The organism is Fructobacillus sp. EFB-N1, from assembly GCF_001038455.1.
Classification (GTDB): domain Bacteria; phylum Bacillota; class Bacilli; order Lactobacillales; family Lactobacillaceae; genus Fructobacillus; species Fructobacillus cardui.
Genome location: NZ_LDUY01000004.1, coordinates 59,950 through 78,283 on the forward strand (window position 1 = coordinate 59,950; position 18,334 = coordinate 78,283).

The following is an 18,334-nucleotide window of genomic DNA, read 5'->3' on the forward strand; positions in this document are numbered from 1 at the left end:
GGGTGGAATCATTTTCCTACTATATAATGCAAATTTTTAAGTCAAACATGAAACCGCTTTAATGATATCACTGCTCGTTAAGACTGGCAACGCACCGGCCTGAATTAATTCATTTGGCCCGACCGACAGGGGCGCATTAATCGGACCAGGAACCGATAAAACCTGTCGATTTTCTTGTAACGCTAAATTAGCAGTAATCAGCGACCCGGAATGGTGCTTGACCTCAATCACTAACGTGGCACTCGAAAGGCCCGCAATAATTCGATTGCGGTCTGGAAAGTGGCTTCTCAATGGCAAGGACCCTACTGGGTATTCCGACAACAATAACCCCTGCTGACCAACCTGTTCTTGCAGTAAACGGTGATTTGCTGGATATGCCCGGTCCAACCCTGTGCCAATGACCGCCACCGGAACACCCCCATAATGAAAAGTCATCTGATGGGCCATCACATCAATCCCCTTCGCCAACCCCGAGACAACGCTAATTCCTGCCTTGACCACATCCGGCAACAATTGCCGTAGGGACGCTAGCCCATAAGAACTGGCATCCCTCGCCCCAACTACTGCCAGTGATGGCAAAGCCAACGCCCTTAAGTCGCCCTGGTAAAAGAGAACTAATGGTGGCTGATAAATCTCACTGAGCCGTTTTGGATAATATTTGTCAAAATAGGTTAACCAGTCCCCCTGGTATGCCAAGGCCTTATTCAATGACCACTCATAACTCGCCTGAATCTGCCGATGTGGTTGTGACCCAGGCTCCAAACCAAGAACAAGGGCTAACGTTAAAAAGGGCCAGGGATAGGGTCCCTGCTCTGGATTGCCTTGTTGATTTAAGGCGGCAATCACTTTAGCCTCCTTGGCCTTACCCACTCCAGGCGTTAGGTGCAGTGCTAACAAAAATTGCTTTAAATTCATCAAATTCCTCCTTCCTTTTAGCATCATTAGACGGAAACAAGGAGGACCAATGATTATTCCAAACCAAAAAATAGTCTTAGCAACCCCAATAAAAAAACAGGGCCTTAGCCCTGTCCTTCAACAATTTCACTTAATTCAGCCCAGCGTTCCATTTTCGCATCAAGGGCATCAGAGACCTCTTGCAATTGACTTTGAATTTCAGCAACCTTTTGGTAATCGGCACCATTAGCAGCCATTTGATCATTAAAATCCTCTACTTGTGCCTCCAAATCAGCAATCTCATCCTCAATCGTTTCCCATTCGCGCTTTTCCATATAGGTTAACTTACGCTTTTTAGGCTTTTGTGCAGGTGCTACTGACTTTTCAGTTGCTGATTTTTCTTTTTTATCCAGACGACCTGTCCCAGCACTCTTTTTACCTGGTAAGACAACCTCATCCAAGTAAATTGAAAACTCGCCATTATATCGGTCAACTTGACCATTACCAGACAAGTAGTAACCATAGTCGGCCACCTTGTCCAAAAAATAACGATCGTGGGAAACCGTCACGACAGTTCCTGCAAAGCGGGCCAGGAAATTTTCCAAAACAGTTAAGGTGCCGATATCCAAATCGTTAGTTGGCTCATCCAGCAACAAAACGTTTGGTTCCTGCAAAAGAATCTTTAGTAGGTACAACCGGCGCTTTTCACCACCAGATAACTTACGCACCAAAGTTCCATGCATAAAGCTTGGGAAGAGAAACTGCTCTAGCAGGTCCTTGGCGGAAATAACGTTTCCATCGCGGTCCTTCACACTCGAAGCAACATCCGTTAGGTATTCAATCATCCGCTTATCGGCCGGGATTTCCTCCGTCACCTGCGTGTAATAACCGATTCGCACCGTTTCCCCGATTTCTAATACCCCATCAGTCAATGGCAACCGACCGGCCAAAACATTCAAAAGAGAAGATTTTCCAACCCCATTCGGTCCGGTAATACCAATTCGGTCGCGCTGACCAAAACGCAATGACAGGTCCTTAAAAATCACCTGATTGCCAAAAGCCAAAGAGGCATGATCTAAGGCAATTACTTTCTTACCTAAGCGCTGCTGGCCCAAGGACACCTCGACGTCTTGGTCCGTACGCACATTCCCTAGCGAGTCCTCTAACTCCGCGAAGGCCTTTTCTCGGCCCTTTTGCTTCGTTGTCCGGGCTCGGGCTGATTTTTTCATCCAAACCAGTTCTTTTTCATAAAGCTTCTCGCGCTTATGTTCAGCAGCCGCCTCGTTTTCATGGCGAATAGCCTTGCCCTCGACGTAATCTTGGTAGTTTCCTTGGTATTCATAGAGTTTCCCAAAGGAAAGCTCAAAAATTCGATTCGTTACTCGATCCAAGAAATAGCGGTCGTGCGTAACCGTCAATAAGGCACCCTTATACTTGGCCAAATACTGCTCTAACCAGGCAATGGAATCAAAATCCAAGTGGTTGGTCGGCTCATCTAAAATCAGGAGATCCGGCTCTTGAATCAAAACCTGCGCTAAGCCAACACGTTTTTTTTGACCACCCGACAGGCTAACCACTTCTTGATTTAAATTCGTTAAATGTAACTGCGTTAAAATAGTCTTAATCTGGGCCTCGATGGTCCAGGCATCATCACGATCCATAGCGGCCTGGGCCTTTTCAAAGCGGCTGGCTGCTTTTGGATTTTCGGGATCTTGTGCCAAAAAGTCTAAGGATTCCTGGTAAGCTCGAATTGTATGGAAAACTGGTTGGTCCCCAGCATAAATCGCATCTAGGACCTGCATGTGTCCAGCCAAATCAGGATCTTGTTCCAAGTATCCAACGCGATAATCATTTTGGGTCGAAATTGTCCCATGATCAGCCGGTTGTTTACCGGAAAGGGCATTTAAAAGGGTCGTTTTCCCAGACCCATTAACCCCAACCAGGCCAACACGGTCACCCTGGGTAATCAAAAAGGAAAGGTCGTCAAAGAGGACCTTTTCACCGTATACAGACGTTAAATTTTCTACTCTAAATTGTTTCATGTCTTCTATTATACTCGAATCAAGGACCCTTTTTCTGGAATATTCGTGATAAAATAAACAGAAGTATATGAAGAATAGGCCGGATTGATGTTTCATTTAATAAATTGGATTAAACAAAATAAAATCGGAGCCATCATCGTTGGCGTCTTCACCTTTGCGACCATGATTCTCATCATCTCGCTGGCGCAACAAAACCAACTGACGACTCGTCCAGACCAAGTTCCCTTACGAACGGGTCCGGGACTGAACTACAAACAAATCACCAAGTTGAAGGCCGGCACCAAACTGACTGTCGTTGCTAAAAACAATGGTTGGTGGCAGGTTAAGCGCGATAATAACCAAAAAGTGGGTTGGGTTGCTTCTTGGGTTGCTAATAACACTAAATTGAAGACTGCTACCCAGTTGTCTGAAGCAACCATCGTCTTAGACCCCGGTCACGGTGGTTCCGATACCGGTGCGATTTCAACGGATGGCAAGCATTATGAAAAAACCTACACCCTGAAAACAGCGTTGGCGACTGAAAAAGTTTTGACGAATGCCGGTGCGCGGGTCATCATGGTCCGCACCAAGGATGTCGTCGTTCCCCTACTTTACATCCCCCTCAAGGCCGAAAAGGATAACGCCGATGCCCAGATTTCCTTCCACTTCGACTCCTCAGAGTCTAATAACAGCGCTTCTGGCGTTTCCCAGTATTATTATAATGATAATTCACAATCACTCGCCCAAGCTTTAAATGGCTCACTGAATAACCTACCACTTGAAAATCGCGGTTACGAAACGATGCCTTACCTCGTGATTAAAGACGTCACCAGACCCGCCGTCTTACTCGAGAATGGTTTCATTAATTCAGACCATGACTTCTCTTACATTCGTCAAAGTTCCTACCAGCAAAAGATTGCTCACGATGTCAAATCAGGTTTGGTTGCCTATCTAAGCAACCTATACCCAAACAATAATGGACAATAAAGCAAAGACTCCGCTCTCCCTATCAACCGATAAGGCAAACGGAGTCTTTTTCTACCGGTAATACTGTCGAACGACTAGCCAGTAAAACTAGGTTTTGAGCATAAAAAAACAGCACTCCGAAGAGTGCTGGGTAGGTAGATAGATAAACTACCTCAGTTGGTTAACGATAGTATAACATCACAAGCTTTGTTAGGCAAGCTTTTATCTCTTAAACGAGTTCTTCTAATCCATGCAGATTTATTTTATATCATAGGCAATCGAGCACTACTGCATTCAACTTTTACAGTTCAATGCATTCTGATTCCCGAAATTATAGACAAGTAGCATCGCACAAATTGTTGAAAAAAATCTAGCCAAACATCAACTCATAGATACAGTAACAATTACGCCCAACCTAATTCACTAATCGTACTTTTAATCAACGGTGTCTGCCAATTTTCCCCTAAGGCTAGGGTGACGAGGGCAGATTGAAAAACAAGCCAAGATTCAATTTGATCCTTCGAAAGGATACCGGTAACCGTTAACACAAGAGCAGTTTCGCCGGCTCGATCAGCCAAACCGGCTAAAATTAATTCAAAATCAGCTAAGTCAATTTCAGCTAGCCGATCAGCTGCAACCTGCAAATTCACCACATCCGGATTCTTGGTCAACAAAGCAGAGAATGCCGCTCGAATTGTTTCTGGCGTCAAATCGTCAATTATGCCCGTTCGAATAACCGGAACAGCCACTTTCTTGGCGACGGTTATGACCTTTTCCTGCAAATTTTCATCCAGTTCCTCTGGCAAGTAGACTCCGGCAAAACGGTCCGCTCCGACTTGCAATGCCGTGGCTAAGAAATAAGCCTGGTCAGCTGGCGCTAGTTCTCCCTGACCACCGGCCTCTTTCGTCGTATAAGCCAGCAAAACCAAGTGATCTCCTACTGTTTGAAGAGCGTTGTCCACTAATTCATTTACAATTTGCTGGTGCATAGCCGGCCAATTGGATAGAAATTCTTGGTGCGCCTGGTCCAATTCCGCCTTCATTGCGGCTTTTTTCATCGCGGAAGCGTCTCTTTCTTCAACCGCCTGCGCACCACCGGCCTTAACCTGGTCCCAAATGACCTCTTTGGAAAACTCATCCACAATGGCATCAGCTTGCCAGATAACAGCATCTGGATTCTTCTGGTCTAACGCCTGCTTAAAGGGCGTAAATTTATCGGCCGGCCCTAATGCCATCGGAACGGCTAAGGCTGACTGGGCAATTGGCTTTTTCTGTTCAAATAATTCTGTAATTTTCATAGTCTAATAATCCGAAAGCCAGCTGGATGAGCAGCTGGCTTTTTTCTTTCATTGATTGATTTAAAATATTTTGCTTAAAAGAAATTCATCGAGTAGGAACCGTTAAAGGTATCACCCGCTGCAAGGACGTTCACACCAAACTTTTCCTTAAAGTTACCGGTGGCATCAACCGTATCGGCAATCCCCCACCAAGGTTCAACGGCAATAAACGGCGCATCCTTCCCGGCTGGTGTCCAAACACCAACAAACTGGGCATTATCAATCGTCATTTCCATGCCATGCTGGTTCGCTAACCGAGCCAACAAGAAGGTTGTCTTCTGGCGATCGAGCTTCAAAATAATGGCATCATCATGATAGTCTTCTTGACGCAGACGCAACGGAATATTGGAAGAGAATGGCGTTGGCACATTTGGATTCGAATAAGGTCCAACCAAACGAATTCGATCGTAAACCTTTTCGGGGGTCACAGACAAATAGTAATCCGAGAATTTACCACCATCAAGTGGGAGGTTAAAGGCTGGATGCCCTCCAACGGAGAAGAACAGTGAATCGTGACTCGCTGGATTCTTAACTTCGTACTCAACTTTCAATGATGAACCATTCAGGGTAAAGATAACATCAAAAATAAAGGCGAACGGATAAATTCGCCGTGTCGATTCGGAATCCTCCAACCGCAAACGAACAGCGTCATCCTGCTCACTGACAATCAAAAAATCCATATTTCGAGCAAAACCGTGCTGGTTCATATAATAAGTTTGACCAGCCAGTTCATACTGATCACCTTGAAGGCGACCAACAATAGGGAAAAGATTAGGCGCATGCCGACCCCAATACATGGGATCCCCATACCAGATATACTCTAGTTCCGCTTCCTTATTCCACGCTGAAATCAGCTCCGCACCATGCTCGCTGATTTGTACCTTTAATTTGTCATTCTCCAGAATTATCATAACTTTATTTTACTATCTATTCTTAAGAATGACAATTTAATTGGCCCGCACTTTAAAAAAACTGTTGGATAAAGATCATTACCCTCTTTTTGTGTGTCCTTCACCCGCTTTTTTGGCCCGTGGAAAGAAATTTTGATACGAATCCTGGAGCATAGCTTTCGAAACATGAGTATAGATTTGAGTCGTTGAAAGATTGGCGTGGCCCAGTAATTCCTGAACAGTTCGCATATCTGCTCCTCGGTTTAACAAAGCAGTCGCAAAGCTATGCCGTAGCATGTGCGGATGAATCTTACCTGTTAGGGTCGTTTTTTGCATCAACTGGTTGAGAATATAGGTCACACCGGCAGTAGTGATTGGGCCACCATTGGCATTTAAGAAGACGACATCTTTTTGGTTTAAGCGGTGACTTTTAGCCATTAACATCGGCCGGCAATTGTCTAAATAATCTTCCAAGGCTTTCTTAGCATATGAACCAAAGGGCACAAATCGGTCCTTATTCCCTTTTCCGTGAATCAGCACCAGACGCTGATTTAAATCAATTTGGTCCAATGTCAGTCCCGCAAATTCAGAAACTCGGGTTCCTGTGGCGAATAAGAATTCCAACAAAGCGGCATCTCGACGCCAGAGGGGATGGTCATTTTGGTCATAAGCAACCTGAAAGAGTTCCAACATCTCATTATCATAAAAAAATTCCGGTAAATGTGCCTGGTGCTTCCGCAGTGCTACCCCATCAAAGGGATTATCAACAGCTAAATTCTCACTCACCAAATAAGCATAGAAATTTTTCAGACTCGAAACCTTACGAGCAATCGTCGTTCGCGCGAGCATTTGATCATAAAGGCTGGCTAAATAAACTCGAACATCTAAGCTTTTAATGCTGGTAAAGCCAGTAAAGCCCCCATTATCGGTCAAATAGTTCACAAATTCGTCAATATCAGTTCGATACGCTTTCACAGTTTGAAGCGAATAACCACGTTCTGCCTGCAAGTATTGTTGGTATTGTTGTACAGCATTGATTTCCATATTTCCATTATACAAAGACAAATATTAAGAAGAACTTAAGATAGTTAGGATTCCACTAACCTTAACCTATGTGACAGTAATTAGACGAATGGCATTGTATAGTAATACTAATTACAGAAACGATACGGAGGATTTCGTCATGAATCTACCAGTTAATTCGACCAGAAGTTATTTACGCCACATTTTTGGGTTGAAGCGGGTCAAGGTCGATGCCTTCTTCTTGAGCATCCGTGATAACATTTTAAATCACCGTGACCAACGAGAAGCATGGAAAAACGGGACGACCTTTACACCAACCCACCATGAGGCCAAAGATTTACTCAATAAGCGGGTTGTTGCTGAAAACGACCGCTACTCTTATGGTCGACTCGCTCACCATCAACACAATGATTTTAACTAATACGCATGAAAGGCCCACTGCAAAAGTGGGCCTTTTTTCTTATCATCATTTACCATGCCAAATATCAGCACCAGCACAAAAATGAGCCCAAACCAAACCTGGTCGAGGACTCATTTTTTCTTTTTTAATTCTTAAAGGAATGAATTGGTGCAGGCACGTGCCCACCACGATTAATAAAATCAGTAGAAGACTTATCAACCACTGGCATCACTGGGGCAGTTCCCAACAAACCACCATAGTCGACCATGTCACCAACCTTCGTGCTATTCGTTGGCAAGATTCGCACAGCCGTCGTCTTGTTGTTTTGCACCCCAATCGCTACTTCATCAGCAATCATTGCTGAAATGGTTGTCGCTGGTGTATCACCTGGGATGGCAATCATATCCAACCCAACCGAACAAACAGACGTCATCGCTTCTAACTTGGCCAATGACAATGTTCCAGCCTGGACGGCATCAATCATCCCGGCATCTTCTGAAACGGGGATAAAGGCACCAGACAAACCACCAACACCTTGTGCGGCCATCACGCCACCCTTTTTAACGGCATCGTTCAAGAGCATCAAAGCAGCAGTCGTTCCATGCGTCCCAACTTGTTCCAAACCGATTTCTTCCAAGACTTCGGCTACAGAATCACCACGAGCTGGTGTTGGTGCTAAGGACAAATCAACAATTCCAAACGGTACGCCAAGGCGTTCCGCTGCAATCGTTCCAACTAACTGACCAACACGGGTAATCTTAAAGGCCGTCTTCTTGATAGTTTCGGCAACCACTGTAATGGACTCACCCTTGACCTGTTCCAAGGCACGCTTAACAACACCAGGGCCTGAAACGCCGACGTTAATCACAACGTCTGGTTCTGAAACACCGTGGAAGGCGCCAGCCATAAAGGGATTATCTTCAACGGCATTGGCAAAGACCACCATCTTTGAATTTGCTGTATCAGACTTGTCCGTAATGGCCTTAATCATTTCACCCATCAACTTGACGGCATCAAGGTTGATCCCAGCTTTTGATGAACCAACGTTAATGGATGACATCACAACATCCGTTTCCGTCAAAGCCTTTGGCAATGACTTAATCAACGCTAAATCACCATGTGAAAAGCCTTTTTGGACCAAAGCGGAATAGCCACCAATAAAATCAACGCCAACCTCTTTAGCGGCATCATCTAAGGCATGCGCCAAAACAAGGATTTCCTTTTCATCGGCATGACCAGCAATCAAAGAAACCGGCGTGACCGAAATCCGCTTATTCGTAATGGGTACACCATATTCACGTTCAATTTGTTGACCAACTACCACCAAGTTCTTGGCATAAGTGGTTACCTTTTGATAAACGTTCTTCGCTGTTTCTTCAACTGAACCACCAACAGTGTCCAGCAAAGAAATGCCCATCGTAATCGTCCGGATGTCAAAGTTATCTTCTTTGACCATCTGAATTGTTTCTCGAATTTGTGTTGTATCCATTATTTGCTTCTTTTCTTCGTCTTTGTTCGCACTAATTTTTTTAAAATTAGATGTGGGACATCGTATCAAAAATTTCTTCTCGTTGGACGTGCACAGTCACGCCTAAGCGAGCGCCTTCCTCTTTAACAGAGGCATAGACTTCATCAAAATCAGCAGCAGCATCGATTGCTACTAACATTGACATGGTAAACGTCTTCGACATAATGGTCTGAGACATGTCCAAAATGTTGACCCCATGTTCTGACAAAGTGGTGGCAATTCCTGCAACGATTCCTGTTTGGTCTTGGCCAACAACGGTTACAACTGCTTTAATCATGATTTTCTCCTCTAATTAATGGTTCAAAGCCTGCAATTTTTGTCAGACCCGACTTGACTGATTTTTAGATGACTTCGCCATCATATGGCTTTGCTGGCAAAGCTTCCAAATCATACGATGCGACATCTTCAATCTTGTCGAAGTATGCCGTTAATGACATAGCAATCATCAAGTTCAACGTAATATCCGCTTCCTCTTTGATGACGACAACGGGAATTCCCTTGGCCTTCGCATAACCGATTTCCCAAGCAGTACCTGAATCGGTATCGGCCCGGTCAAAATCAGCCAACGCTACCATCACATCACAATTGTCGATGGCTTCAACGTCAGACCCGTAGGCGGCGTGACGCCATGGCTCTGAAAAAAGCTCATATTCAGCATGCTGATGCTTTCGAGGTGAAAAAACGTGACCAACTTGGTCGTGTTCTTCTAAGACCTTTTCGAGGCGCTCAGCCTTCTTAATCTGTGTTTCTGAAAAAAATGGTCCAGCCAAATAAATCCGCTTTGCCATGGGTAATTCTCCTTTACTTACCTGTTTACCTATTCTCTTAGTTTACCAAAAGCAAGTTGCAACGGGATAACATTCTAAATGAAAAATAGGACAAAAATAGAACGTTTAGCACGCTTTGCCTCAAATGTTTGTCTTTAGCTCATCTTGTATTGACGGTGGCCATTTTGCCAGCCAACAAATTGGCACAAGCCCGCGTTCTCAAAACCCGCCGTCGTCACATCAACCTGATAGTCAAACAACTGCGAATTGAAGACGTCCTCGTACTCACTGACTGAAAGCTGACGACGGTCGGCCAACATGCCATCAACATTCTGGCTAGCAATAGCAGACTGGAAGTTTTCTTGGACCTTTAATGAAAAGAGCTCGGCCTCCGCACCTGAACCATATGAAAAGACAGCCAACCGTTGACCGGCAGCGATTTGCCCATTCTGCAATAGGGAAAGTAGTGCGAGATAGACTGACCCCGTATAGAGGTTTCCAACCTGACGGTTATAAATCTGTGAAGCTGCCAATTGTTCCTGGAGGAATTGTTGCTGCTCAGGTGTCGCTTGGTCCAAAACTTGGTCCAATGCCTTCTTGCCCATCTTCGTGTATGGCAGATGGAAGGCAAAACCGGCAAAGTCGGCCAACGATAACTTTGTCTGTTCTGTATATCGTGACCACAGCGTCAAGAACATTTCCTTGTAAATATCCGTTGACAGATGGCCATCAACCAAGGCCGTCGTTGCGGCCACTGGCCGCCAAAAATCAGGAACGTCCTGGCTCATATAAACAGAGTCATCTTCGATTTCAGCAATGGCCGGATTAGCGCTCACCACCATGGCAATCGCACCAGCCCCCTGCGTGACCTCTCCAGCTGTCTTCAGCCCATAGCGAGCGATATCAGCCGCAATCACCAAAACTTTCTTGTCGGGGTGCAAGTTCACGTAATCCTTGGCTTGCATCAAACCAAAGGTCCCAGCATAGCAGGCCTGCTTCATTTCAATCGTGCGAATGTATGGCGATAGGCCCAACAACTTCTGCGCAAAAACGGCCGCTGATTTGGAATTATCAACCCCGGACTCAGTAGCAAAAATCAGCATATCAATGTCCACGATATCGTCAGCGGTCAAGATTTTCTTGGCGGCATTGACCCCCATCGTCACCACGTCTTCATAGTTCGGCACGACAGATTGAACCGACTGACCAATGCCAATCGTATACTTGTCAGGTTCATCGCCTCTGGCTTTTGCCAATTCGACCATATCAAGTGCTAGTCCTGGCGTGTAGAAAGCTAATTTATCAATACCTGCAGCCATTAAAAATCTCCTTTTTACTTAAGCAAAAAAGCGCTCGAAAGCGCTCCTTGATAGTTCTCACCATCAGCTCATGAATTAATCGTACAAAGCCTTCACCTTGGCTTGAATACTGTCCGTGTTAATAAAGTCATCATAAGTTGTATCCAAACGGTCAACCACACCTTTGGCAGAAACTTCGACAATATGGTTGGCCGTTGTTTCCAAGAACTCGTGGTCATGAGAAGTCATAATAACAGAACCCTTAAAGTCTGCAACCGCATCGTTCAATGACTGAATTGATTCCAAATCCAAGTGATTTGTTGGATCGTCAAGCAACAAAACGTTGGCCTTCAACAGCATCAACTTAGCCAAAACGATTCGAACCTTTTCACCACCGGACAAAACTTTAATCTGCTTCAAGGCATCATCACCCTTAAAGAGCATTTGGCCAAGCATACCACGCAATGACGTGTTATCCTTTTGCTCTTCTTCGGCAAAATCGCGCAACCAATCCAAGATGACCTTTTCCTGGTCGTCGAAGTTATCGTTCAAATCCTTAGCCAAGTATGACTGGGTAGTCGTAACGCCCCAAGTAACAGATCCTGTATCGGGTTCCATCGTGCCCGCCAAAATTTGCATCAACGTGGTCGTTGCTAAATCAGACCGGGACAAGATGGCAATCTTATCGCCAGGACGGCCAGTAAAGGTAATGTTATCCAAAACCTTTTCGCCATCAATCGTCTTAGAGACCCCTTCAACGCGAACTAAATCATTCCCCAATTCACGGTTCAATGGGAAGGAAATGTAAGGGTACTTACGTGATGAAGGCTTGATATCATCCAAAGTAATCTTATCCAACTGCTTCTTACGAGCCGTTGCCTGCTTTGACTTTGAGGCGTTGGCAGAGAATCGTGCCACGAATTCTTGCAGCTGCTTGATTTGCTCTTCCTTCTTAGCGTTTTGCTGTGAGGCCAGGCGTTGGGCCAATTCAGCTGATTCACGCCAGAAATCGTAGTTTCCAACGAACGGCGTAATCTTACCGTAGTCTACGTCCAAGATATTCGTTGACACGACGTTCAAGAAGTGACGATCGTGCGAAACAACAATCACGAGGTTTTCAAAGTCAGCCAAGAAGTCTTCCAACCAGGCAATCGTCTGAACATCCAACCCGTTGGTCGGCTCATCCAAAACCAAGATATCTGGATTACCAAACAAAGCCTGAGCCAACAAAACCTTAACCTTATCGTTTTCAGTCAAGTCGCCCATCATGCTCTGTTGCATTGATTCGTCGATGCCCAACTTAGTCAGCAGTTGTGCTGCTTCAGTTTCAGCGTTCCAGCCGTCTAACTCTTCGAATTCGGCAGACAAGTCACCTACACGCACCCCGTCTTCATCTGAAAAATCAGGCTTCGCATAGATGGCGTCCATTTCGGTCTTAACCTGGTAGAGACGTTCATGCCCCTGGATAACCGTATCCATCACTGTAAAGTCGTCAAAGGCGAAGTGATCCTGCTGTAGAGATGACATCCGGTCGTTATCGCTAATGCTGATGACACCCTCAGTCGGTTCCAATTCCCCCTGAAGCAATTTCAAAAAGGTTGATTTACCGGCACCATTGGCTCCGATAATGCCGTATGTATGGCCGGGGACCAACTTTAAGTTAACGTCCTGGTAAAGTTTCTTACCAGAAAATGAAAATGACATGTCTGCAACAGTAATCACGAATGCTTCCTCCAAGGGGGTAAAAAGTAAAAAAATTATTCTCTTAGTATTTTAACAGAAAAACGCCCCCTTTTGGGGGGCGCTTTCTTCGATTATTTAAAGATCTTCATAACCGCCATCGATTGGCAATAAGTCTTCATCAGGGTCAGACCGCGTATCAGACCAAAAAGTAAAAATCGTCAAAACCAGGTACAAACCGGCCAAATAATAACCATATTCAGTATCAACCCAGTCAAAGGACCAGGTAGTCACCACGCCAAAAAGCAGTGGCTGCACAAAAATCCAGTAAAAACGCAGACCGTGCTTGCGAATTTGAGCGCCAAAGTACAAAGCAAAGCCCCCATTTAAGACAAAGCAGAGCCAAAAGACCAGATTAATATCGGACCAGTCAAATTTGTCGGCCACAAATGGCAACAAGACTGCCACGAAAATCATGACCAATAAGTTATAAAACCAAGTTGAGTGGTGTAATTTATTTAAAAAATTACGCATGTAAAAACCTCATTCACAGTGAAATTATTATAACAAATTATAGGCTGTTTAGCCGATGAGGGCAAGGTTTTTGACAACCCCGACTCATTTTTCTGTTATTTTTCTAATTCTAATAATGTTGATAAAGCGGCTAATGTATATAGCGGCGCCGTTTCCGCCCGCAAGATTCGTGGGCCCAAGCCGCCTGGACGATAGCCGGCTTCTTGCAAGGTATTAATCTCTTCTTCGGTCAAACCACCCTCTGGGCCAAAGACAGCCACAAAGCGTTGGCCGGGCTGGCTGGCTTGCGCCAAGTCAACCAAAGCCGCCTTTTCGCCCTGCTTGGCAGATTCTTCCCAAGCGACCAATCCCTGATCCTTTTCCAGTGTCAAAACCTCAGCAAAATCAGCAAAGTAGATTTCCGGCACTTTCAGTCGGTGTGATTGTTCGGCAGCACCAACCGCTTTGGCTCGCAGTCGTTCTAATTGCTTTGCTTCCTGTTTTTCATTCCAGGAAACGACCGACCGTTCCATCGGCACGAAAAGTAAACGACTCGCCCCCAATTCGGTTGCCTTCTCAGCCAGCCATTCGTTGCGATCTTTTTTAATCGGTGAAACAACCAGCGTGACCTCAACAGGTAATTCCACCTGCTGGTCAATGTCGGCCAGTACCGTAATAGTGGCCTGGTCTTGGCTGATGTCTTCGACTTGGCCAAGCACCAAACGCGATTGGCCATCAAAAAATTCTGCTTTCGTCCCAACCTTGGCGCGTAAAACCTTCACCAAGTGCTTAAAAGCTGGCATATCAGCCGTCAGGATGATGTTATTTTGAATGGGTTCTTCTAAAAAGTAACGTTGCATCGATTTCTCTTCCTAAAAAATCAGTCGTTGATTAAGTCATCTGCCTTTTTGGTAATAAAGGCATGCCAGGTTCCTTGGTTTAAGTGCTGAACGATGGTTAGTCCGTGGCTTTCCAAGGCCTGTTTAATCGCGGGTTCCACATCATCATAAATTCCTGAAACCAAGAAGTAACCGCCAGCCGTCAGCATCGGCATCACTTGAGGAATCAGCGGCGCAATCACATCGGCCAAGATGTTCGCCATAATTAACTCAGACTTGCTCCACTCTTGTGGCACATCCTGCATCAAATCCGACGCAATCACGGTGACATCACTAGCAACAGGGTTCAATGCCAAATTAGCTTGGGCCGTTGCCACTGCCTCTTCGTCAATATCAGTCGCCAATACCGAACCAACACCCAGGTGCTTGGCAGCCACTGCTAAAACACCCGATCCGGTCCCAACGTCAATCGTTTTTTCACCGCCACGAACAACGGCTTCCAATGCTTGAATCATCAACGAAGTAGTTGGATGAGTACCGGTACCAAAAGCTTGGTCTGGATCCATCACGATTAATTTTTCCTGGTCTTGCGCCTTTTGGTAGTCTTCCCAAGCAGGCACCACCGTAAACTTATTGGTCACGCGACTGGCATGGTAATAATTCTTCCATTCGTTTTCAAAGGTTGATGAATCCAATCGTTCCTGTGAAATTGGCTGGCTATTAATGGCCAGTCCCCGCTCAGCCAGGGCCGTTAAACCAGCAATGTAGGTCGCAATCTGATTTTCAAAACCTTCTTGATTAACATCCTGGTAAATAGTGACCGTGTCTGTCCTCTGCTCGGCACCTTCTGCCCCGAGCGCTACCAAGGTTGCAATCACTACATCCTGATTTTCAGCCGGTACCTGCCAGACAACCTTTTGATACGTAATCATCTTTTTCCTCGTTTATTATTCCTGCAACAACTCAAATAAAAACGAGGACCGCTTGGTCCCCGCCCCAAATCGTGTTAATTATTAGCATCTGCCATTGTGACTTCAACTGGCGCTACATTATTAGCAACCGTCTGTTCAACCTTATTATTGGCCTCTTCTTCGGCCATATAATCAATAACAACTTTCCCCATCGTATGGTGACTAGTGACATCTTGATTAGCATGACGCACGTTTTCAACTGATAATCCCTGGTAGACCTTGGTAACGGTTGGGCGAATGACCCCTTGGTCCAAAAGGTTGGCGACATCACGCAAAATTTGGCCTTGCTCAGCAAGATTAAAGTTTTCATTGCCGCGGGCCAACATAAAGGTCCAAGAAAACGAAGCAGCTTTACTCTTTAAATCACCTAGGTCAACTGGTAAGGTCGTTTCAACAATCGCTGCAATTTCCCCATAAGGCTTGATGACTGCTGCCATCAAATCCCAATAAGCCGTTGTATCCTGCAAATTCGCAATGTAGTCAACCTGGGGGAAATGAATCGCTGCCAACTGTTTTTGCAAGTCGTCATGATAATCAAGGACAAAATCAGCCCCCAACTCTCTAACCCAATTTTTGGATTCAGTTGTTCCCGCCGTAGCAAGCACAGTCATTCCAAGGTACTTGGCCATCTGAACCAAAACCGAACCAACACCACCAGCACCATTGATAATGAGTACTGATTTTCCCTGGGCACTATTCTGCGCCACCGGTAAATGAAAACCGTGGTGCAAAACATCGTGAGCCGTGATGGAAGTTAAGGGCATGGCTGCCGCATCGACATTATCCAAATTCTTTGGTGCCAACGCAATCATGTCGGCCTCAATCACTTGAAACTCGGTATCGGCACCAAAGGCGTGTTGCTTACCAGCATAAAAAACGCGGTCGCCAACAGAAAAGTCAGTCACGTCCTTACCGACCTCTTCAATCACACCAACAACATCAAGACCAAAAACGCGAAAAACACCGTCCTGGCGATAACCAGCCCGCATCTTCGTGTCGACAGGGTTAACCGCCGTTGCCAAAATCCGAACCAAAACCTCACGGTCGTCCGGCGTTGGTTTGCGCACTTGCCGTTCAACAAAAGCATCTGCTGCTTCTAAAGACCCATTATGAGTAATACCAATTGCAATCATTTTAGGTTGAAAGTAGTTGGTTACTTTTTGAAATACAGTTTTTAAAGACATTCAGCTACGCTCTCCTTCAAATCGCTTGTACCGCCATTTTAAACTGGATTCCTGATTTTTTCAAACAAGACCACTCAGAAGGTACCAAAAATTAATTACCACGGGCATACTTTTCATCATCGTCCGTCTGCAAAACAGCCATGAATGCCTCTTGCGGAACAGTAACCGTCCCCACAGCCTTCATCCTTGCCTTACCACGCTTTTGCTTATCCAAAAGCTTGGCTCGACGATCAGGATCACCCGTATGAATCTTGGAGGTCACATCCTTGCGGTAAGCCTTGATGTTTGTTCGGGCCAAAATCTTGTTTCCAATTGCGGCTTGGACTGGAATTTCAAAGTTTTGTCGTGGAATGATTTCCTTCAATTTCGAAGTAATCACACGACCGCGTTCTGCCGCAAAATCGCGGTGAACAATAAAGGACAAGGCATCGACCTTTTCAGAATTCAAGAGAATATCAATCTTGACCAAATCAGCTGGGCGATAGCCATCGATTTCATAATCCAAGGAAGCATAGCCGCGCGTTGACGATTTCAACTTGTCAAAGAAATTAAAGATGATTTCAGACAGTGGCAGGTAATACTTAACGTTAACCCGGTTTTCATCCAGGTATTCCATTGTATCGAATTCGCCACGCTTGCGTTGGGCTAATTCCATCACCGCCCCAACGTATTCGTTTGGAACCATGATATTGCCATGAATAAATGGTTCTTCAATCATTTTGATTTGTTGACTCTCCGGCAGTTCAGATGGATTTTCAATCATCAAGACTTCACCGTCAACCGTCGTGACCCGGTAAGTAACAGATGGTGCCGTTGTTACCAAGTCCAAATCGAACTCACGTTCCAACCGCTCTTGAATAACATCCATGTGCAAGAGGCCCAGGAACCCAACTCGGTAACCAAATCCCAAGGCTTGCGACGTTTCGGGCTCAAAAGTCAGCGCAGCATCATTTAACTGCAACTTTTCCAACGCTTCTCGTAAGTCACCGTACTTGGCATTATCCGAAGGATATAATCCCGAATAAACCATAGGTGTCATTGGCTGATAACCAGGGAGTGGTTCATCAGCCGGATTGTCGACCAGCGTCACCGTATCTCCTGAATGCGTAGTCTGAATGTCCTTAATGGATGCCGTCAAATAGCCAACATCACCAGCCATCAAGTAATCACGCTTTTGCGCATTCGGTGACATGACACCGACTTCCGTCACTTCGTATTCCGCCCCAGTGTTCATCATTTTCACTCGATCACCAGGTTTGACAATCCCTTCACGAACTCGCAAATTGACCACAACGCCACGATAAGCATCGTACTGTGAGTCAAAAATCAAAGCCCGTAATGGCGCCTCAAGGTCACCATCCGGCGCTGGAAAATCAGAAACAATCCGTTCCAAGAGTTCAGGAATACCGATTCCCTGCTTAGCCGACACTAAAACGGCATCAGAGGCATCAAGACCAATCACGTCCTCAATTTCGCCCTTGACCTTTTCTGGATCAGCAGCAGGCAAATCGATTTTATTAATAACCGGTAAGATTTCAAGATCGTTATCAATCGCCAAATAAACGTTGGCTAAAGTTTGAGCTTCCACTCCCTGGGCAGCATCAACCACTAAGATGGCCCCTTCCGCCGCCGCCAAAGACCGTGAAACTTCATAAGAGAAGTCCACGTGCCCCGGTGTATCAATCAAATGAAAGATATAGGTTTCGCCATCATTAGCCTTGTAATGAACCTCGACCGCATTTAACTTAATGGTAATCCCGCGCTCCCGTTCCAAATCCATGGTATCCAGCAGCTGGTTTTGCATATCACGTTCGGCCACCGTTTGGGTCTGTTCCAAAATCCGGTCGGCAATTGTCGACTTTCCGTGATCAATATGGGCCACAATGGAAAAGTTTCGAATACGCTTTTGCCGTTTTTTTAATTCTTCTAAAGTAAAATCTGCCATGAATATCCTGCTTTTTTAGAGTCTGTACTTACTATCCATTTTACAGGAAAACCCTGATGAAACAAAGAGGTATTCTGG

General features: G+C 45.4%; 17 protein-coding genes. 2 read left to right on the forward strand and 15 right to left on the reverse strand.

The genetic code is table 11. From position 1 onward, the window contains the following. Positions 1 to 36: 36 nt before the first annotated feature. Together dprA and FEFB_RS01335 are read right to left on the reverse strand one after the other, a co-directional pair. Complete coding sequence (gene dprA / locus FEFB_RS01330) at positions 37 to 915, reverse strand: DNA-processing protein DprA (protein ID WP_047974455.1); 879 nt, start codon at positions 913 to 915, stop codon at positions 37 to 39. A 104-nt stretch (positions 916 to 1,019) separates the two neighbouring features. Then, the gene (locus FEFB_RS01335) at positions 1,020 to 2,936 is read right to left on the reverse strand and encodes an ABC-F family ATP-binding cassette domain-containing protein (protein WP_047974456.1); all 1,917 of its coding nucleotides are present in this window, start codon (positions 2,934 to 2,936) and stop codon (positions 1,020 to 1,022) included. An 87-nt stretch (positions 2,937 to 3,023) separates the two neighbouring features. Here FEFB_RS01335 and FEFB_RS01340 point away from each other — a divergent pair, with 87 nt between their 5' ends. Beyond that, complete coding sequence (locus FEFB_RS01340) at positions 3,024 to 3,902, forward strand: N-acetylmuramoyl-L-alanine amidase (protein WP_047974457.1); 879 nt, start codon at positions 3,024 to 3,026, stop codon at positions 3,900 to 3,902. A gap of 383 nt (positions 3,903 to 4,285) precedes the next feature. Here FEFB_RS01340 and FEFB_RS01345 read toward each other — a convergent pair whose 3' ends face one another. The 3 genes from FEFB_RS01345 to xerC form a co-directional block, all read right to left on the reverse strand. Continuing rightward, entirely contained in the window at positions 4,286 to 5,179 is an 894-nt protein-coding gene (locus FEFB_RS01345; protein ID WP_053068907.1) for a hypothetical protein, read from the reverse strand. Positions 5,180 to 5,253: 74 nt separating this feature from the next. Beyond that, positions 5,254 to 6,129, reverse strand: a complete 876-nt coding sequence (locus FEFB_RS01350) for an aldose 1-epimerase family protein (protein WP_047974458.1) — start codon at positions 6,127 to 6,129, stop codon at positions 5,254 to 5,256. Positions 6,130 to 6,207: 78 nt separating this feature from the next. Further along, on the reverse strand, positions 6,208 to 7,152 hold the full coding sequence (gene xerC / locus FEFB_RS01355) for a tyrosine recombinase XerC (RefSeq protein WP_047974459.1): 945 nt from the start codon (positions 7,150 to 7,152) through the stop codon (positions 6,208 to 6,210). Between the two features lie 139 nt (positions 7,153 to 7,291). On the opposite strand from xerC, the gene FEFB_RS01360 reads away from it, so the two are divergent. After that, a complete protein-coding gene (locus FEFB_RS01360; protein WP_047974460.1) occupies positions 7,292 to 7,552 on the forward strand; it encodes a hypothetical protein in 261 nt (86 codons plus the stop codon). Between the two features lie 124 nt (positions 7,553 to 7,676). Here the strand turns inward: FEFB_RS01360 and FEFB_RS01365 are convergent, their stop codons facing one another. The 10 genes from FEFB_RS01365 to lepA all read right to left on the reverse strand — a co-directional run bounded on the left by FEFB_RS01365 (position 7,677) and on the right by lepA (position 18,256). Beyond that, positions 7,677 to 9,020: a PFL family protein gene (locus FEFB_RS01365; RefSeq protein WP_047974461.1), complete on the reverse strand. Its 1,344-nt coding sequence runs from the start codon at positions 9,018 to 9,020 to the stop codon at positions 7,677 to 7,679. Positions 9,021 to 9,066: 46 nt separating this feature from the next. Then, a complete protein-coding gene (locus tag FEFB_RS01370; RefSeq protein ID WP_047974462.1) occupies positions 9,067 to 9,336 on the reverse strand; it encodes an ACT domain-containing protein in 270 nt (89 codons plus the stop codon). Between the two features lie 64 nt (positions 9,337 to 9,400). Beyond that, a complete protein-coding gene (locus tag FEFB_RS01375) occupies positions 9,401 to 9,847 on the reverse strand; it encodes a nucleoside 2-deoxyribosyltransferase (protein WP_047974463.1) in 447 nt (148 codons plus the stop codon). A gap of 134 nt (positions 9,848 to 9,981) precedes the next feature. After that, positions 9,982 to 11,145 carry a hydroxymethylglutaryl-CoA synthase gene (locus FEFB_RS01380; protein WP_047974464.1) on the reverse strand — a complete coding sequence of 388 codons (1,164 nt, stop codon included), beginning with the start codon at positions 11,143 to 11,145 and terminating at the stop codon, positions 9,982 to 9,984. Between the two features lie 75 nt (positions 11,146 to 11,220). Further along, positions 11,221 to 12,846 (reverse strand): ABC-F family ATP-binding cassette domain-containing protein, encoded by a 1,626-nt coding sequence (locus FEFB_RS01385; protein WP_047974465.1) that lies wholly within the window; start codon positions 12,844 to 12,846, stop codon positions 11,221 to 11,223. A 96-nt stretch (positions 12,847 to 12,942) separates the two neighbouring features. Next, positions 12,943 to 13,338, reverse strand: coding sequence for a hypothetical protein (locus tag FEFB_RS01390; protein ID WP_047974466.1), 396 nt, complete (start codon positions 13,336 to 13,338; stop codon positions 12,943 to 12,945). Positions 13,339 to 13,433: 95 nt separating this feature from the next. Next, complete coding sequence (locus FEFB_RS01395; RefSeq protein WP_047974467.1) at positions 13,434 to 14,177, reverse strand: 16S rRNA (uracil(1498)-N(3))-methyltransferase; 744 nt, start codon at positions 14,175 to 14,177, stop codon at positions 13,434 to 13,436. A gap of 20 nt (positions 14,178 to 14,197) precedes the next feature. After that, positions 14,198 to 15,088 carry a 50S ribosomal protein L11 methyltransferase gene (prmA, locus tag FEFB_RS01400; RefSeq protein ID WP_047974468.1) on the reverse strand — a complete coding sequence of 297 codons (891 nt, stop codon included), beginning with the start codon at positions 15,086 to 15,088 and terminating at the stop codon, positions 14,198 to 14,200. Positions 15,089 to 15,162: 74 nt separating this feature from the next. Next, a complete protein-coding gene (locus tag FEFB_RS01405) occupies positions 15,163 to 16,311 on the reverse strand; it encodes a zinc-binding alcohol dehydrogenase family protein (protein ID WP_082131875.1) in 1,149 nt (382 codons plus the stop codon). Between the two features lie 91 nt (positions 16,312 to 16,402). Then, positions 16,403 to 18,256 carry a translation elongation factor 4 gene (lepA, locus tag FEFB_RS01410; RefSeq protein WP_047974469.1) on the reverse strand — a complete coding sequence of 618 codons (1,854 nt, stop codon included), beginning with the start codon at positions 18,254 to 18,256 and terminating at the stop codon, positions 16,403 to 16,405. Between the last annotated feature and the right edge of the window lie 78 nt (positions 18,257 to 18,334).

Excerpts from the sequence above, each read along its gene's own strand:
- dprA (WP_047974455.1), bottom strand. The coding sequence starts at position 915 with ATGAATTTAAAGCAATTTTTGTTAGCACTGCACCTAACGCCTGGAGTG.
- FEFB_RS01335 (WP_047974456.1), bottom strand. The coding sequence starts at position 2,936 with ATGAAACAATTTAGAGTAGAAAATTTAACGTCTGTATACGGTGAAAAG.
- FEFB_RS01340 (WP_047974457.1), top strand. The coding sequence starts at position 3,024 with ATGTTTCATTTAATAAATTGGATTAAACAAAATAAAATCGGAGCCATC.
- FEFB_RS01345 (WP_053068907.1), bottom strand. The coding sequence starts at position 5,179 with ATGAAAATTACAGAATTATTTGAACAGAAAAAGCCAATTGCCCAGTCA.
- FEFB_RS01350 (WP_047974458.1), bottom strand. The coding sequence starts at position 6,129 with ATGATAATTCTGGAGAATGACAAATTAAAGGTACAAATCAGCGAGCAT.
- xerC (WP_047974459.1), bottom strand. The coding sequence starts at position 7,152 with ATGGAAATCAATGCTGTACAACAATACCAACAATACTTGCAGGCAGAA.
- FEFB_RS01360 (WP_047974460.1), top strand. The coding sequence starts at position 7,292 with ATGAATCTACCAGTTAATTCGACCAGAAGTTATTTACGCCACATTTTT.
- FEFB_RS01365 (WP_047974461.1), bottom strand. The coding sequence starts at position 9,020 with ATGGATACAACACAAATTCGAGAAACAATTCAGATGGTCAAAGAAGAT.
- FEFB_RS01370 (WP_047974462.1), bottom strand. The coding sequence starts at position 9,336 with ATGATTAAAGCAGTTGTAACCGTTGTTGGCCAAGACCAAACAGGAATC.
- FEFB_RS01375 (WP_047974463.1), bottom strand. The coding sequence starts at position 9,847 with ATGGCAAAGCGGATTTATTTGGCTGGACCATTTTTTTCAGAAACACAG.
- FEFB_RS01380 (WP_047974464.1), bottom strand. The coding sequence starts at position 11,145 with ATGGCTGCAGGTATTGATAAATTAGCTTTCTACACGCCAGGACTAGCA.
- FEFB_RS01390 (WP_047974466.1), bottom strand. The coding sequence starts at position 13,338 with ATGCGTAATTTTTTAAATAAATTACACCACTCAACTTGGTTTTATAAC.
- FEFB_RS01395 (WP_047974467.1), bottom strand. The coding sequence starts at position 14,177 with ATGCAACGTTACTTTTTAGAAGAACCCATTCAAAATAACATCATCCTG.
- prmA (WP_047974468.1), bottom strand. The coding sequence starts at position 15,088 with ATGATTACGTATCAAAAGGTTGTCTGGCAGGTACCGGCTGAAAATCAG.
- FEFB_RS01405 (WP_082131875.1), bottom strand. The coding sequence starts at position 16,311 with ATGTCTTTAAAAACTGTATTTCAAAAAGTAACCAACTACTTTCAACCT.
- lepA (WP_047974469.1), bottom strand. The coding sequence starts at position 18,256 with ATGGCAGATTTTACTTTAGAAGAATTAAAAAAACGGCAAAAGCGTATT.